At 34.1% G+C, this 15,381-nt stretch carries 14 protein-coding genes; 5 read left to right on the top strand and 9 right to left on the bottom strand.

The genetic code is table 11. From position 1 onward, the window contains the following. Position 1: 1 nt before the first annotated feature. The 7 genes from KJS44_RS04205 to KJS44_RS14510 form a co-directional block, all read right to left on the bottom strand. Entirely contained in the window at positions 2 to 283 is a 282-nt protein-coding gene (locus KJS44_RS04205) for a hypothetical protein (protein WP_008689399.1), read from the bottom strand. Beyond that, complete coding sequence (locus KJS44_RS04200) at positions 258 to 2,678, bottom strand: hypothetical protein (protein WP_008689402.1); 2,421 nt, start codon at positions 2,676 to 2,678, stop codon at positions 258 to 260. Before KJS44_RS04200 ends, KJS44_RS04205 begins: the two co-directional genes overlap by 26 nt. Before the next feature lie 558 nt (positions 2,679 to 3,236). Beyond that, positions 3,237 to 3,584: a TnpV protein gene (locus KJS44_RS04195; protein ID WP_008689408.1), complete on the bottom strand. Its 348-nt coding sequence runs from the start codon at positions 3,582 to 3,584 to the stop codon at positions 3,237 to 3,239. A gap of 193 nt (positions 3,585 to 3,777) precedes the next feature. Continuing rightward, positions 3,778 to 4,278, bottom strand: coding sequence for a hypothetical protein (locus tag KJS44_RS04190; protein ID WP_008689410.1), 501 nt, complete (start codon positions 4,276 to 4,278; stop codon positions 3,778 to 3,780). 15 nt (positions 4,279 to 4,293) lie between these two features. Beyond that, positions 4,294 to 4,716, bottom strand: a complete 423-nt coding sequence (locus KJS44_RS04185; RefSeq protein ID WP_008689412.1) for an AAA family ATPase — start codon at positions 4,714 to 4,716, stop codon at positions 4,294 to 4,296. Further along, on the bottom strand, positions 4,709 to 4,969 hold the full coding sequence (locus KJS44_RS04180) for a hypothetical protein (protein ID WP_008689413.1): 261 nt from the start codon (positions 4,967 to 4,969) through the stop codon (positions 4,709 to 4,711). The genes KJS44_RS04185 and KJS44_RS04180 overlap by 8 nt, the downstream gene beginning before the upstream one ends. A 99-nt stretch (positions 4,970 to 5,068) precedes the next feature. Continuing rightward, complete coding sequence (locus KJS44_RS14510) at positions 5,069 to 5,215, bottom strand: hypothetical protein (protein WP_226906267.1); 147 nt, start codon at positions 5,213 to 5,215, stop codon at positions 5,069 to 5,071. Between the two features lie 148 nt (positions 5,216 to 5,363). Between KJS44_RS14510 and KJS44_RS04170 the strand changes: the two genes are divergently transcribed. From KJS44_RS04170 to KJS44_RS04150, 5 genes are all read left to right on the top strand, one after another. Continuing rightward, complete coding sequence (locus KJS44_RS04170) at positions 5,364 to 6,869, top strand: recombinase family protein (protein ID WP_213540129.1); 1,506 nt, start codon at positions 5,364 to 5,366, stop codon at positions 6,867 to 6,869. Between the two features lie 24 nt (positions 6,870 to 6,893). Then, positions 6,894 to 9,614, top strand: a complete 2,721-nt coding sequence (locus KJS44_RS04165; protein ID WP_213540128.1) for an ATP-dependent DNA helicase — start codon at positions 6,894 to 6,896, stop codon at positions 9,612 to 9,614. Positions 9,615 to 9,858: 244 nt separating this feature from the next. Further along, positions 9,859 to 11,385, top strand: a complete 1,527-nt coding sequence (locus KJS44_RS04160) for a recombinase family protein (protein ID WP_008689415.1) — start codon at positions 9,859 to 9,861, stop codon at positions 11,383 to 11,385. A gap of 136 nt (positions 11,386 to 11,521) precedes the next feature. Further along, complete coding sequence (locus KJS44_RS04155; protein WP_017144594.1) at positions 11,522 to 11,959, top strand: DUF6088 family protein; 438 nt, start codon at positions 11,522 to 11,524, stop codon at positions 11,957 to 11,959. 483 nt (positions 11,960 to 12,442) lie between these two features. Next, positions 12,443 to 14,134 (top strand): ATP-dependent nuclease, encoded by a 1,692-nt coding sequence (locus KJS44_RS04150; RefSeq protein ID WP_008689419.1) that lies wholly within the window; start codon positions 12,443 to 12,445, stop codon positions 14,132 to 14,134. A gap of 11 nt (positions 14,135 to 14,145) precedes the next feature. On the opposite strand, the gene KJS44_RS04145 is transcribed toward KJS44_RS04150, so the two are convergent. Further along, a complete protein-coding gene (locus tag KJS44_RS04145) occupies positions 14,146 to 15,135 on the bottom strand; it encodes a site-specific integrase (RefSeq protein ID WP_008689421.1) in 990 nt (329 codons plus the stop codon). 16 nt (positions 15,136 to 15,151) lie between these two features. Beyond that, the gene (locus KJS44_RS04140) at positions 15,152 to 15,337 is read right to left on the bottom strand and encodes a hypothetical protein (protein WP_008689422.1); all 186 of its coding nucleotides are present in this window, start codon (positions 15,335 to 15,337) and stop codon (positions 15,152 to 15,154) included. Between the last annotated feature and the right edge of the window lie 44 nt (positions 15,338 to 15,381).

Here is a 15,381-nt window from a genome sequence, read left to right as displayed (position 1 = left end):
TTTATTCTCCTTGTGTTTCCGCATTAAAACAATTATGGTTTACTTCTGTATCAATTTTATTAAACAACGCACATAATTGATTAAAGATGATTATATCTTTTCGATCTGATAATGTAGTTTTTAATATGTATTCGTTTTCCTCTGTTATATTTTCGTAAAATACATTATAGAGATCTTCACCGTTCACTACTTTATTAACTATGTTGATATTTCTATTAACATCGTCTTTCATACTTAAAATATAATCATCATTTTTTTTAGTTAATACTAACTGTTTTTTCATATCTTTTCCACCTTTTCTTTATTGAATCAATTCCTCCGTCTAGATTCTTTGCTACTGTATCCAATATATCAGTATTGTCATCTTTATTTACATATTCCAAAGCTCCATGTTTTATACATAGCTTTTCCTCAGAATCTTTTGTTAGACAAATTACATTATCTACATCAAGATTAACAACAAACTGAGGATTATGGGTAATCATGATTATTTGTCTATTATTAGACATTGTCTTAAAATTATTAAGAACATTTGATTTTATTCCACTTTGAGATATATCATCCTCAGGTTGATCAACTATATATACTCCTTCTTTTTGATCTGTGGATAATATATCAAAATATATTGATGAATTCATACCACTCGATAGTTTACTGTAGACATCTTTACCATTAATTGTTATTGATGGAATTGATTTTAAATCATCTTCAATAATAAGCCCTATCTTTTCTTTTAATACATCTAAAGCAGAACCATTAGCATCTCCAAAATTCAAAATAATATTCTTTAATTCATCCTTAGTTATAGTAGAGGTATCTATTTTTGCTTTGTTTTTTAACACCCTCTCTAATACCCCTTGTAAATATTTGTTATTAATTGCTACACAGTTTTTAAATTTTTTGATAAACATATATTCTCCAAAATTTAATTTTTCTGGTTCTAATATTTCTTCTGGTACATCAAACTTAAAACTTTTGATTTCTTTTTTTAGTTTAACTAGCTCTGTAATAACATTAGCAATATTATTTGAATCTACAACATCAAATTGGTTTTTTGTAAATTCTAAGTTGGTTTTCCATCCTTTGACTTCATCATTAAATTTTTTTATTCCGTTATCGATGTTTACCTTTATTGTGTAAATAAACTCTTCTTCTTTCATTAATTTCTCATATTTTGATTCAAATTCTAGCAGTTGTTTTCTAAAGCTATCAATAATAATTTTTTCTTCATTTTCTAAAATCAAATGATAATCTGCATCAATTTTAGCTATAATACCTTTATAATAATTCATTAGTTTCTTAGTTCTTTTTATCATTTCTTGATTGGGTCTAATGATTCTAGCAGTTAAATTTTTTGAAACAACTTCTTCATCTATCATTTTCAAAGAATTTAGTGTCTTATAAATCTCATCATAAGCAAATTTGAATTCTATACAGGAATATAGTTTTTCAAATTCTGAATTAATTTTCATTTTATATGGACCTGCATCAATATCAGCAGGAAATTTATTTTCTAAAAAGTCACTATTATCTTGATTATCTTTTGCAAATTTGTCTCTAATAGATCCTTGATAATCAAAAGTATGGATATTATTTATATCTATTTTTGTATTAATGCCTATATTATTTTTTTCTAGATACTTTTCATAACCTTCTTGGATTTTTGTTTTATTATCCATTAATAAATTTTTATAATTAGTCATTTTATGTAATAATAAAGATTTTCCAATAGAATTATCACCAATAATTACATTTATTCCTGGAGATAAAGGGATATTATAGTTTTGACCATTTAGTGACATTGATATATTATCTATCATTTTTTGACGATTTCCAAAAATATTATTAGTAGTAGAAATCCTTCTAGTATCACTAAATGCCATAGCTAGTCCCCTAAAGCATGGTAAACATTTTAAGTAAGTAAATTCAAAACCTATTTCATCATCTTCTTTTGGATCATGCTTAGGATAAAATTCCCAATTATGGCAATCAGATCCAGTAATAAATCTTATCTGATCATAATTTTTATTTTTTTGTAATGCATAATTGTTGTTAAACAATCCATTTTTCATACTTTTGAATTCAAATGATTCAAAATATTCACAACCAATTAACTCATTAAATTTAACAGCACCTAATGATGAAACATCATTCTTACTTTTGCTAGCTGACCCGCTACTAATACTTTGCTTTTGGTGCGCAATCATAACAACATTTAAATCAATATCTCTTAATATACTGATAAATTTTTCTTCACTAAAGAATTTTTCATTTTCTACATCGTATTGTACTTTATTATCTTTAAATGGTATATGATCTTGAATATGTTGTACTTTTTCTTCATTATTGTCATCATCAAAAATACAAATTATATGAACTGGCTTCATACTGTTATCATCTGCTTTAAATCCTACAGAAAATTCTACACCAGGAAATACTTTTTCTAATTCTCCAGCTTTTGATTCGTAAGATTTTAACTTTTCATATAATTCATATGAAAAATAATCATGATCTGTAATAGCACACATATTAATATGATTGTGTTCAAGTTTATTTAATAAAATACTCAAATTTTCTTTTGTACCCTTCTCTACTAACGAGAATTCATCTTTGAACTTAGAAAAATATGAATGGATATGAAAATCAATTTTCATTGGTTTAGTTACAATCTTTTCCACTTTTTGACCTCCCTTTGGAAACTAATAATGTAATAAATCTGCTTATATCTTAAGTCATAACTTAATTCTTCATTAGCATTAGGGTTAATGTCTTAAGATACTTGAGTAATTGATGAAAACAATTTCTTAATTGCCACTAATAACATTAAAACACCAATAAGAACTAACAATAAATCTTTATTATCCATATTAAAATCTCCTAATTAATTTTCAGGAAGAAAATCTATCATCTATTAAGCATTATAATGACCTACATATTTTGATTAACACCTTCATAGGCACATATTCGTTTTCTAGATATTTTAGCCATATTATTTGCACTAATTCCTATCTTTTTTGCAAACTCCATTTTTTAATCCTTTACCAATCAGTAATTCAAAAAACTTGTCCTAACAATATCCACAACTCATACCCCCATCTTTCCATATTCTTATATATTATAACGCTAATTAAATGTGAATAGTAGAGATTTTATTGCTAAATGATAATGTTTTTGTTTTCTAAAACTAATTTAATTGCTTTTTTCGTCAATCTAAAGAAAAAAGAGCTCATTTGCTCTTAATTGTAAATATACTCTTCATAAATAATTTCATTAATACAGGCATCGATATTATTCATCTCCTGTATCCATAACATTTGATTTTCTTTTTTTAATTCTTCTGTAATATTTCTTTGCCTTTTCATATCAACCAACAGCTTATCATATAATGCATTTGCTTGATGATTAATCATTTCAACATATTCATACAAACCACCACTTGTAAGCAAATTTGTATAAAGTATTTTTTGATATTTCTTCATATACTGCAACTTCATTCTGCCATATTTTGATAAATTTATTTTCTTTTCCTTTACCGTTAAGTTTGGCAAATAATATTCGCCTACTTTTTCAAATTCTATTTTCATGCTTACTCCTCCATTATCTTTATTTTTTAACAGGGTATTAGGGATTGCCCTAAATGTTGGATTGGCTATCCAAATTCAGTGCTTGCTATCATAAAGGACATAACAATTGATGACGGTATGACGATAATAATAACTACATACCCTATGTGTCATTTATCGTCATATCGTCATTACTTATTTCATCATTTCCCACTTAAACTAATTTAATTAGTCGTTCTTTTGATGTTCTTGGTGGATATTCTACATAAATAAAATTACGCTTTAATAATTCAATATTGCTTTTAATTTTTCTTGATAAAACATTTCCAGTAGAATTAAGTTTTACGTTCGCATTTAATTCGCTGTGTGACCCAATAAATGATTTTTTAGAAACAACATATGAAATTACCTTCATCAAATCTTCATCAAGCTCAACTTCACATACTTTTTCATTGCTAATCTTTAAACACATATCCTCTGTATGTTTAACATTAATTCTTTGAAATGGTATATCTTTACCTTTTACACAAAGTTGCTTTTCATTTATATCATCACTTGGTTGTAAAAGCACCATCATATCATCAGCCCCTGCAGTTCTACCTCTTGTACCATAATAATTATCGAAAGGATGATTATAGTCGATTTTCTTTTTAATGTGTGTAATAAGCAATATGCATAAGTTATTTTCAATTGCTAATTTATGAAAATTTGCCATCTCATCATATTCACTTTAATAATTATTTACCTCGACTCGGCTTATTTTTGCTAATGTATCAATAACAACTAATTTAAGATTATTATGTTTGTTGATTTTAGCAATTTCTTCAGTCAAATTCATAGATAATCCATCACTTGAAAATATGAAATGCATATGTTTACTTGGCTCAAAACAAATCTTTTTGAGTCGGTATTGGAAACTACCTTTTAAATCTTCTAAAGCTATATAAAGCACCTCACCTTTACTAACATTAAAATTCAGCAATGGCTTATTATGAACAATAGCGTCTGATATTTGCAAAGCGAAAAATGTTTTTCCTGTTTTTTCAGGAGCCCCAAACAATACTACACCGATTGGTAATAAATCATCTATAACCATATCTTGCTTCTCATTTATCATTGTATGAAGTTCTTCACCATTCATATATTCATTCATATTCACTGCTTTCCGAGATAGTTTCAATCTGATCTGAGTTAACATCTTCATTACGACAAATAATTAACAATTCATTTAGTAAAGCTCTGTACTCTTGTAAAAGTAATTCAATCCCTTCATTACTCTCAATACTTGCTAATTGATTAGACAATCTGGCTAATTCTAAGCTCAATCGATTACTTTGGTATTGACCAGCCACAATTTTTATAGACTGCTGCATAAAGGTTCTTATAAAATACTCACCTTTTGGCAATCCTAAAACTTTTATTCTAGCTTCTAATTTGTTGTCTTTCTATTGGAGTAACTCGAAAATTTACTATTTCACTTCTTTTTCTATCTTTATTTAAACAGCTCATCTCGAATCCTCCGCATATATTTTATCAAGTTTATCAGCTAACTGTTGTTGCTTATTAGGATAAAGATGTCCATAGGTATTTAATGTTGTTTCTACTTTTTCGTGTCCTAAACGACTTACCACTTCTAAAATAGGTATCCCCATTTCAATCAACAATGATGCATGACTATGCCTAAGCTCGTGGAAGCGACAAATGGATATTCTCTCGTGGAAGCGGAAAATGACATATGGTATGATATTGTCAGAGGCTACGGTTTGCGCCGTAGCCTTTTTCGTCGAAAGGGGTATTTTCATGGCACGAAAAAGCAGAAAACATCAACACGCAGAAATGGTTAAAACTTCTATCGCCAAAGCAGTAGGCTATGTTCGACTTTCAGTTGCAAATCAAGAAGAATCCAGTTCTATCCAAAATCAGAAATTCATTATCGAATGCTGGGGCGATCAGCACCAAATTCCTATATCGAATTACTATATTGATAATGGTTTCAGCGGCAAACGGTTTGACCGCCCTGCGTTTCAAAAAATGAGTAAAGACATCCTTGCGGGCAAAATCAACTGTGTCATTGTGAAGGACCTCTCTCGCTTGGGAAGGGACTACATTACCACCGGTTACTATATCGAAGTCATTTTCCCAGCTAACGGAGTCCGATTTGTATCTGTAAACGATCAGTTTGATACGATTGATGGTATTACCAACCAAGAACGTCCTTACAGTTCCAGGATTCGAGTACCAATAACAAACGCATTTAATGAACAAGTATCTATTGGAATTAAAAAGAAAGTGGAGGCGAATTTAGATATGAAAGCACAACACGGTACATTTATTGGGCCAAGAGCCCCATTCGGCTACCAAAAATCAGAATCGAACCGCGATCAACTTATTCCTGATCCCAAAGCAGCTATTATTGTCCGAAAAATCTTTGAGTTAGCAGCGAATGGCACTGGTGTGACCGCCATAGTTCGGTATCTGAACGAGAAAGATATTCCCACACCGATCCAATATGCGAGGTCGAATGGTTTAGCTGGAAACTATGATGATGGCCGCGGAGACTGGAATAGTAGATCAGTCAAGTATATCCTGACCAATCGAACCTATACCGGCATGCTCGTACAGGGGAAAGAAAAGAGAGCTGTTGCCGCAACACATGAGCCCCTGGTAGACACGGATACCTTTGACGCCATTCAAAGGTCATTTCAAGCGAAAGCGTTTAACCTCACCACAAATAGTCAATCAACAGAAAATGTTTTAAAAGGGAAAGTTATCTGCGGCTGCTGCGGCGGGAAAATGCAGCGTAAGCGCGGAACCAATCATGCAGATTGGTACTTCTTCACCTGTATTACCAAAAACCGTTTAGGTGCTGGCAAATGCACCGGTATGTATGTACGGGAGGAAGATGTGTTCAGCGCTGTATACTATCAGCTAAAACTGTACATTAATTACCATTTTATTACCAAAGATCAATATAAGCAAGAAATACAGCACTTAGATTCCACCATTGAAGCAGCTTCGATCAAATATGGGGAAGCCACAGATTTCAGCATGAAGCTATATGAAAAGTATGTCATGGGCGAAGGTTCTAAAGAAGCTATTGCGGCTGCACGGCCTGCAAAGGAGCAAGCCGAAGTGGAACTGAACAGAGCGATTGCAAACAAAGTCGCCTATGAAGAACAGTATCGGGTGTTCTGCAAACTGCTGAAAGCCAGCAGGAAGGAGGTTCCATTGAATGAGATTGTTGATTGTATTGAACAGATCGTGGTAGACGTCGATGGGAGGATTATGGTAAAATGGACAAAATAGTAAAGAAAAAAGGAGCGAAGTCAGATGCTCAGAATTGATAAAGCTATACTCGATACAAATGGCGTAATATGTGATAATATCTCTCAGCTAAGTTTTGCCGACAGGGGACTTCTAAGCCAGAATATTCTTGGTCATATTCGCAACTTCGTGGAGTATATAGCGATCAAAGCATACTCCAACGGTCAAGACGTCAATCCTAATGACTATGATTTGAATGTGGTTGCTTTGAAAGATATACAGCGCCGGGGCGATCTGCGATTCCTTTATAGGTTCCACGAAATGCTCCAGAAATCCGTGTCGCACTATACCGTTGACAAGGATGGATCGGAGCGTCTCATGCTCAAATACTATGAGCATCTACTAAAAATCAAGCTATATCTGAAACGAACTTTTAATTTGGACGTGCTGGAGAATATCAGCGACTTCCCTCTGAATACGGACACTGAGCTCTTGGATTACTATGAAAAGATTGCGGAAAGAATCGAATCTCCGAGTGCGCTTAGCTATCCGGTTACTTATAACGACCGGTATTATGTGCAGAAAGTAAAGCCCTTTTTCGTCAATCAAAAGATCTATTATGAAGTCACATTTACTGCAGCAAATGCTAATGCAAGTAAATTTGACCGGGTTATTGCATTTACGCAGCATGAGATTGTTGATAACTATGCTGTCAAATTCTTAATACACAATGATAGGATTCGTATCCTAGATAAAGATATGTCCATTCTTGTGATTGATGGATATGAAGTATCTATTCGCCCCTGTGAGTGGGATAATCTTTCTGAAATCTTCGGCCCGAGAGTAAAGCATAGTACCAACTCTAATGAATATAGAGAGCTGATGAGGTATCTTTCAGTCGTTAGAATGTCCTTAACCGAGCTCGTGAGTAGCGACCAAGATTACTATGATTTTATAAAAAGGCAGATTACAGCCCGTGCTCAATCGGTCAAGATTTATGAGATGCTTGATCAGTGCCGAACTATAATAGTTGGTAATAAACCAGGAGCAAATGTATTGAGATATTTGCTTCATAAAATGAATAACCGTGTCATCAAATGGCAGTATTGGGGCGAACAATGTGGTGGATTATCTAACCTTTACCTAAATTATGGCTGTATTCCGTTTGATCGTATGCCTTATTGTACTTCCCTCCGACAACACAATCCGAAAATATATGACTTGTTTGAATCTATTCCCGTTTTCGGTCACGAGCATGAGCTGTTTGCTAGATACATTAAAAACAACACTGAAATAGAAGGTCATTTATTTACATCTAAAGCCGAAATTGAAGGTTTTGAAAATATTAATGGTTTGATAAGGAAATACAATTCTTCCCTGTACTATAAACATACCGGACGTAGAATTGAAGAATATAAGGATCATCTTTACATCAAAAGCTACGTCGAAGATAGTACCGAAATAATCAAAAAATTGCAGGAGTTGGCTTCATCGGGCGTTTCTCAATATACGGCCTCTGTTGATTCGTGGATATCAAGAGAGTCATATACAATTGATGATGATGGTAAGAAAGAAGCCCTTCGGCAGATGTTTGCCAATTCTCACATTGCGCTGATTTATGGTTCTGCTGGTACTGGTAAATCTACGTTGATTAAGCACATATCTAATTTCTGGGCGGATAAGGATAAGATATTCCTAGCTAATACACATCCGGCCGTAGATAATATGCGCAGAAAGGTTACCGCCGGGAATAGTGACTATAATACAATTGCAAAGTTCCTCTCGAAGCGGAACAATAATACAGATTGCGATATCCTCTTTATCGACGAGTGTAGCACAGTCAGCAACGATGATATGCGGCGTGTGCTGGAGAAAGCGAACTTCAAGCTGCTCGTTCTTGTTGGCGATATCTATCAGATAGAGTCGATTTACTTTGGGAACTGGTTTAGTATTGCTCAGAAATTTGTACCGGAAACATCAATATTTGAACTGAACCATCCGTATCGCACGACTAATAATGATTTGCTAACGGTTTGGGATCGTGTGCGCAAGCTTGACGATGCAATTCTAGAGCCGTTAGTAAAGAATGGCTATGTCGCAAGATTAGATGAATCCATCTTTGAGCATAACGAAGAAGATGAGATTATCCTTTGTCTGAATTACGATGGGCTATATGGAATCAATAATATCAACCGGTTCCTGCAAAACAGCAATCCGAATGAGAGTGTTGTCTGGGGAATAAATGCCTACAAAGTAGACGATCCCATTCTGTTTAATGAATCGAATATCTTTTCTCCGCTGATCCACAATAACTCAAAAGGAAGAATTGTCGGTATTCGCCCGGAGGAGCAGCAAATTTGGTTCAATATTGAGCTAGATGAATCAATTAATGCAATTGACGCCTGGGGATATGATTTTGAACTCATTGGAGAATCTGAGGCAGGAAAATCTATTATCTCATTCAGCGTGAACAAATATCGGAGCACCGATGAGGACGATGAAGATAACGATTCTACTGTTGTTCCATTTCAGGTCGCATATGCAGTTTCTATCCACAAGGCGCAGGGATTGGAATACGACTTTGTAAAAATCGTAATTACAAATGAAACTGAGGAAAGAATCACACACAACATCTTCTATACAGCTATTACACGCGCTAAGAACAAGTTGAAGATCTACTGGAGCCCTGAAACGGAACAGTCTGTGCTGGAGCGGCTTGAAGTTAAAAATTCCACAAAAGATGCGCACTTACTATCTCGACTTTCTTCGCTCACGATGACGAATTAAAATGGGCTAACACATCAAGTAACTTACAATCAAAACAGAAACTACAAGTTATCGGAAACGATAGCTTGAGGTTTCTGCTTTTGAAGATAATTTATTTTTTGTCGTGGGCTTGACATACGGGTGACTAAGCTCGTGGAAGCGACAAATGAACATTTCCTCGTGGAAGCGGAAAATGAGATATAGTACGATATTGCCAGTGGCTACGGTTTCTACCGTAGCCTTTTCTATTGAAAGGAGTATTTTCATGGCAAGAAAAAGCAGGAAACATAAATATAAAGAAGAACTAAAATCTCCTTTCCCTGTTGCTGTAGGATATATTCGACTTTCAGTTGCGAATAAAGAAAAAGCCAGTTCGATAGAAAACCAGAAATTTATCATTGAATGCTGGGGCGAACAGCAACAAATTCCTATATCACATTACTATATTGATAATGGTTTTAGCGGTAAATTTTCTGATCGTCCGGCGTTTCAAGAAATGATTCAAGACATCCTTTCAGGCGATATCAATTGTGTCGTTGTAAAAGACCTTTCTCGTTTAGGACGAAACTATATCTCAACTGGTTATTATATTGAAGTCTTTTTTCCGTCCAATGGGATCCGTTTTGTATCCGTAAACGACCAGTTTGACACCATTGACGGCATTATCAATCAAGAACATACTTGCAGTTCTAGGATTCGAGTGCCCATAACAAATGCTTTTAATGAACAAGTATCTATTGAAATTAAAAAGAAAATGGAGGCTACTTTAGATATGAAAGCACAACACGGTATATTTATTGGACCAAGAGCCCCTTTCGGTTATCAAAAAGCTGAAGACAACCATGATCAACTTATACCTGACCCAAAGGCGGCTATTATTATCCGAAAAATTTTTGAATTAGCAGCGAACGGCATTGGCATGACCGCCATAGTTCGCTACTTAAATGAAAAAGAAATCCCAACACCAATTCAATATGCCAGATTAAACGGTTTATCCGGAAATTATGATAATGGTAACGGGAACTGGAATAGTAGGTCAGTCAAATATATCCTGACCAATCGAACTTATACAGGTATGCTTGTACAAGGGAAAGAAAAACGAGTTGTATCGGCAACACACGAAGCTCTGGTAGATACGAATACTTTTGATGCTATTCAAAAATCATTCCAGGAAAAAGCATTTAATATCGCCAAGCACGGTCAATCAACGGAGAACATTTTAAAGGGCAAAGTCATTTGTGGCTGCTGCGGAGGAAAAATGCAGCGTAAACGCGGCACCAATCATGCAGATTGGTATTTTTTCACCTGTATTACCAAAAACCGTTTAGGTGCAGACAAATGTACCGGTATGTATGTACGGGAGGAAGATGTTTTGCGTGCTATCTACTACCAATTAAAATTGTGTGTAAAGGAGCATTTCATTTCAGATTCACAGTACAAGCAAGAAATAATGCGTCTTAATAACGAGATTGACCACTCCGAGAGTCAATATCAAGAAATTTTCAGAAATGCTGTTCACCATTACGAGATGTTTGTTGACGGAAAAATCAGCAAAGATGAATTTCGAGCAGTCCAAGATGTAGCAAACGAAAAGAAAGCAATCAGGGATAATATCATCACAAGTAAGATGGCTTATGAAAAACAATACCAGGTGTTCCGCAAATTATTGAAGGCGAGTTACAAAGAAATTGCTCTCGACGAGATTATGGACTGTATTGATAAAATCACCATATGTCCAAACAAAAATATTACCGTCAAATGGGCGATTGAATTCCAAACTATTGTTAAGTAGCACTGCACTCCGCCTTACTGAATTTCCATATTTGCGTATTATTATACTAAAATATGGACTTAAATAGACATAGAGACATTGAAAAGATGTCACGAATTATATATAATATTCGTGACATCTTGCAGGAGGTGGTTTTTTGGATCGTGGATATATGAAACAAATACGTGAACGAATTCTGTCTGCAGAAGACGGAACTATTTTTGCCACTTCCGATTTCGCAGATATTGCTGATTCAGCGACTGTGAGACAAAATTTGAACCGTCTTGTACAGGCAGGAATATTGCAACGCGTTCTTAGAGGAATTTTTGTAAAGCCGGAATTTTGCAGCATTCTTAATGAGTTTGCAGAAGTAAATCCAGATGCTGTAGCAAAAGCTTTAGCTCGCACTTATCATTGGACAATTACACCATATGGAAACGCTGCGTTATACCTATCAGGCTTATCTAACCAAAAACCATCAATTTGGTCCTATATGAGTAATGGGCCATATAGAACATATAAATGGAATTCAATTAGGATTGAGTTCAAGCACAGAACAAATAAGGAATTTATCGGTTTGTCTTATCCAATATAAAAAATTCTCTCTTTCAGCAGCTATAAATACATATAAGGGTAGTTTATCTCTAGCTTACAGCATAACGAAGAAATGATGCAACCTAAAGCAAAATTGGATACACAAGTTGAATTTAGACGCGCAACCGTAGAAAATTCGGGCATCTACTATGAGCATTATGTCTTGGGAGAGATTAGTCTCGACGAGTTTAAACTCAACCATCAGAAGCTTCGACAGGGCGCTGAGGATCAAGAGCGATAGAGATTGAAATTGAAGAATATGAACAGACATACAACCGATTTTCCAGACTATGTAAGGTTCGAGATAAAGAACTTCCTTTTTTCAATAATTATGAGTGAAATTAGTACTGTTGTGGTAGATTACGAAAAAGGGATTGTGGTAAAATGAATATATAATATAGTATACATGGATATAATACAAAAAAGTTATTTCTATAGGCTATGCTATTAAAAATTTAATGCTATTTAGAAGGTGAGAAAAACTATGATAACAGAAAAAACAGGTGGATATATTTCAAGGCTTGAATTTAACACCGGTGAATCACTTGATGTTAAAAAAAACGATATTGTCGTGTTTGTTGGTCCTAATAACGCAGGAAAAAGTCAATCACTAAAAGATATTTATACTTTATCATCAAGAAAATTATCAACTATTGTTGTCTCTGATATTGAGATTACTAAAAGTGAAGAATCACTTCTACCTCTACTACAGAGTATTTCAAATGGATCTGATCAAGGATCATACACGAATTATTCTGTTCTTGGGCATGGTATCAGTTATTGGAAAGAATCCTCCGATAACTCATTTTTGAAAGATTCATATTATGGAGATTTTCGTGACTTATTTGTGGCAAATTTAGATACAGCAGCACGTCTGGGAATTTGCAATCCGCCCAATAATATTAACAGAAATGCTTCCAAACAACACCCCATCCACTATGCTGCATTTGACGGAAAATATCGAAAATGGTTATCTGATAATTTCAAAAAAGCTTTTGGAATAGAAGTGACTCCAAATACTCAATACGGTGCCACAATCCCTTTATGCATTGGCGCACCAGTAAAATTGAATGAACAATATGAAGATGAACAACAGAGATTAGAAGCATATGCGACGATTCTCGATACTTATAAACAAGTTCAAAATCAAGGTGATGGGATAAAGAGCTTTACCGGTATATTACTTTATTTAATGCTGGATTATTATCGAACCTATTTGATTGATGAGCCTGAATCGTTTCTCCATCCACCGCAAGCTCGAATTATGGGACAAATTATCGGGCAGACATTGACAAATGATCAACAGGCATTTATTTCTACACACAGCGAAGAAATTATAAAGGGATTGCTGGAAGCTTGTCCTCAACGCATAAAAATTGTTAGAATTACTCGAAAAGAAGACACAAACGCTTTTTCTATTCTAAGTAACGAAAAATTTGATGAGGTTTGGAACGATCCGTTACTTAAGTACTCAAACATTATGTCGAGTTTATTCCATAAAGTTGTTGTGTTATGTGAAAGTGATTCGGATTGTAAGATGTATTCTATTGTAGAGAACTTTATTAAGCGGACTGAAGGAAAGTATTCTGAAGTTCTTTTTATACACTGTGGTGGTAAACATCGCATGGCAAAAATTTCAACTTCGATGCGTGCATTAAATATTGATATTCGATTGATTCCAGACATTGATATTTTAAATGATGAAACAATATTTAAGAATATTGTAGAAGCATATGGTATTGATTGGACGAGTCTCCAAAGTGATTATAATATTATCGTTTCAAACCTACATAGTCCAAAGGAAAAGATTAACAGAAATGATGCTAAAACAACAATCAATAGAATATTGGACGCCTCTGAAAATCGAGAATTATCTAATCGTGAAATAAAAGAGATTCGATCAGTCATTAGTACAATTTCAAAATGGGATGCTTTGAAATCCTCTGGAATTTCAGCTATTCCAGCAGGTGATGCGACTGTCTCATTTAGGAAATTGGAGCAAATTCTACGGGCAAATGGAATATACATTGTCCCAGTTGGCGAACTAGAAGGGTTTGTGAAGGAGGTTGGTGGTCATGGCCCCGATTGGGTTAACAAAGTTCTTGAAAAATACCCCGATTTAAATGCAGAGGTGTATGCACAGGTAAGGCAATTCATTTCAGCAATGAATCTATAAAATTAGGAATCTCAAGCTTTCCAAATGCTGCTGGCTTGGGATTTCCTCTTGTAAGAATTATTTTTTGTCGTGTGCTTGGCATACGGGTGTCTTAATCCATGGATACGAATTCTTTTAACTCCTGTTTCCTTACAACCTCGATCCATTTCATGATGTAAATATGATTTAGAAATCGGAAATAATCTTGAGTCGTCCTTACACCCATAAAATCGTGCTATATAATCTTTCATTTCTTCTACAAGAAAATCAGGCATTAATACGATACGATTACTCTTATCTGTTTTAGGTGATGTAATTAGATCCTCACCTTTGATTCTTTGATAAGATTTTGAAATCGTCATTGTTTTTTTATTAAAATCAAAATCATTTGGTGTTAATGCCAATAATTCACCTAACCGTAAACCACACCAATACAGGATTTCAAATGCATGATAAGAAACGTCCTTATCTTTCATCGCTTCTGAAAACTTCAAATATTCTTCTTTTGTCCAAAACTCAACTTCCTTGCTTTTCTCTTTGCCCATGTTACCAGCAACCCTTGCCGGATTATTTGGTAGATTATAGAGCTTAACAGCATAGTTGAAAATGGCACTTAGCTGATTATGAAGTGTTTTTAAATAGCAAGGCGAGAATGCTTCTCCTTTATCATTACGATACATCAACATTTCATTTTGCCAATCTTTAATATCTGATGGCAGGATTTCATTTATTTTCTTTTCTCCTAAATAAGGCAGAATTTTCATTTTAATGATATATTCCTTCGTATTCAACGTATTAAGTTTGACACGATGAGAACAATCTTTTAAATAAATGTCTACAAAATCTTTGAATGACATATCTAAGTTTCTAGATTCCTTTAATAGGAATGTACGCTCATACTCTTGTGCTTCTTTTTTTGATTTAAATCCTCTTTTCAGTTTTCTAGTATGTTCACCTTTCCAATTTAAATATCTGATAGATACATACCAAGTGCCTTTTTTCTCATCTTTGTATACTGGCATAATCATAAACTCCTTCCTATTCTGTTATTCCATAAAAACGTTCTTCAAAATACTGCTTACTAATTCTTCCACGAATTGTGAAATAGCCTTTTGCCTCTAATTCACTATTTAGCTGTTTAATCAGCTTATAAGCGTACTGTTCAGACATGCCCGTAACTCGAGCAATATCTTCAGCACTCATGAATAAGTTGTCTTTTTCCATCTTTCACACCTCCTATTTTTATGTATATAGGAAGTAATCACTAA

The organism is Longicatena caecimuris (assembly GCF_018406465.1).
GTDB classification, from domain to species: Bacteria; Bacillota_I; Bacilli_A; order Erysipelotrichales; family Erysipelotrichaceae; genus Longicatena; species Longicatena caecimuris.
The sequence above is the reverse complement of the archived record's forward strand: the minus strand, read 5'-3'. Positions and strand labels throughout refer to the sequence as shown.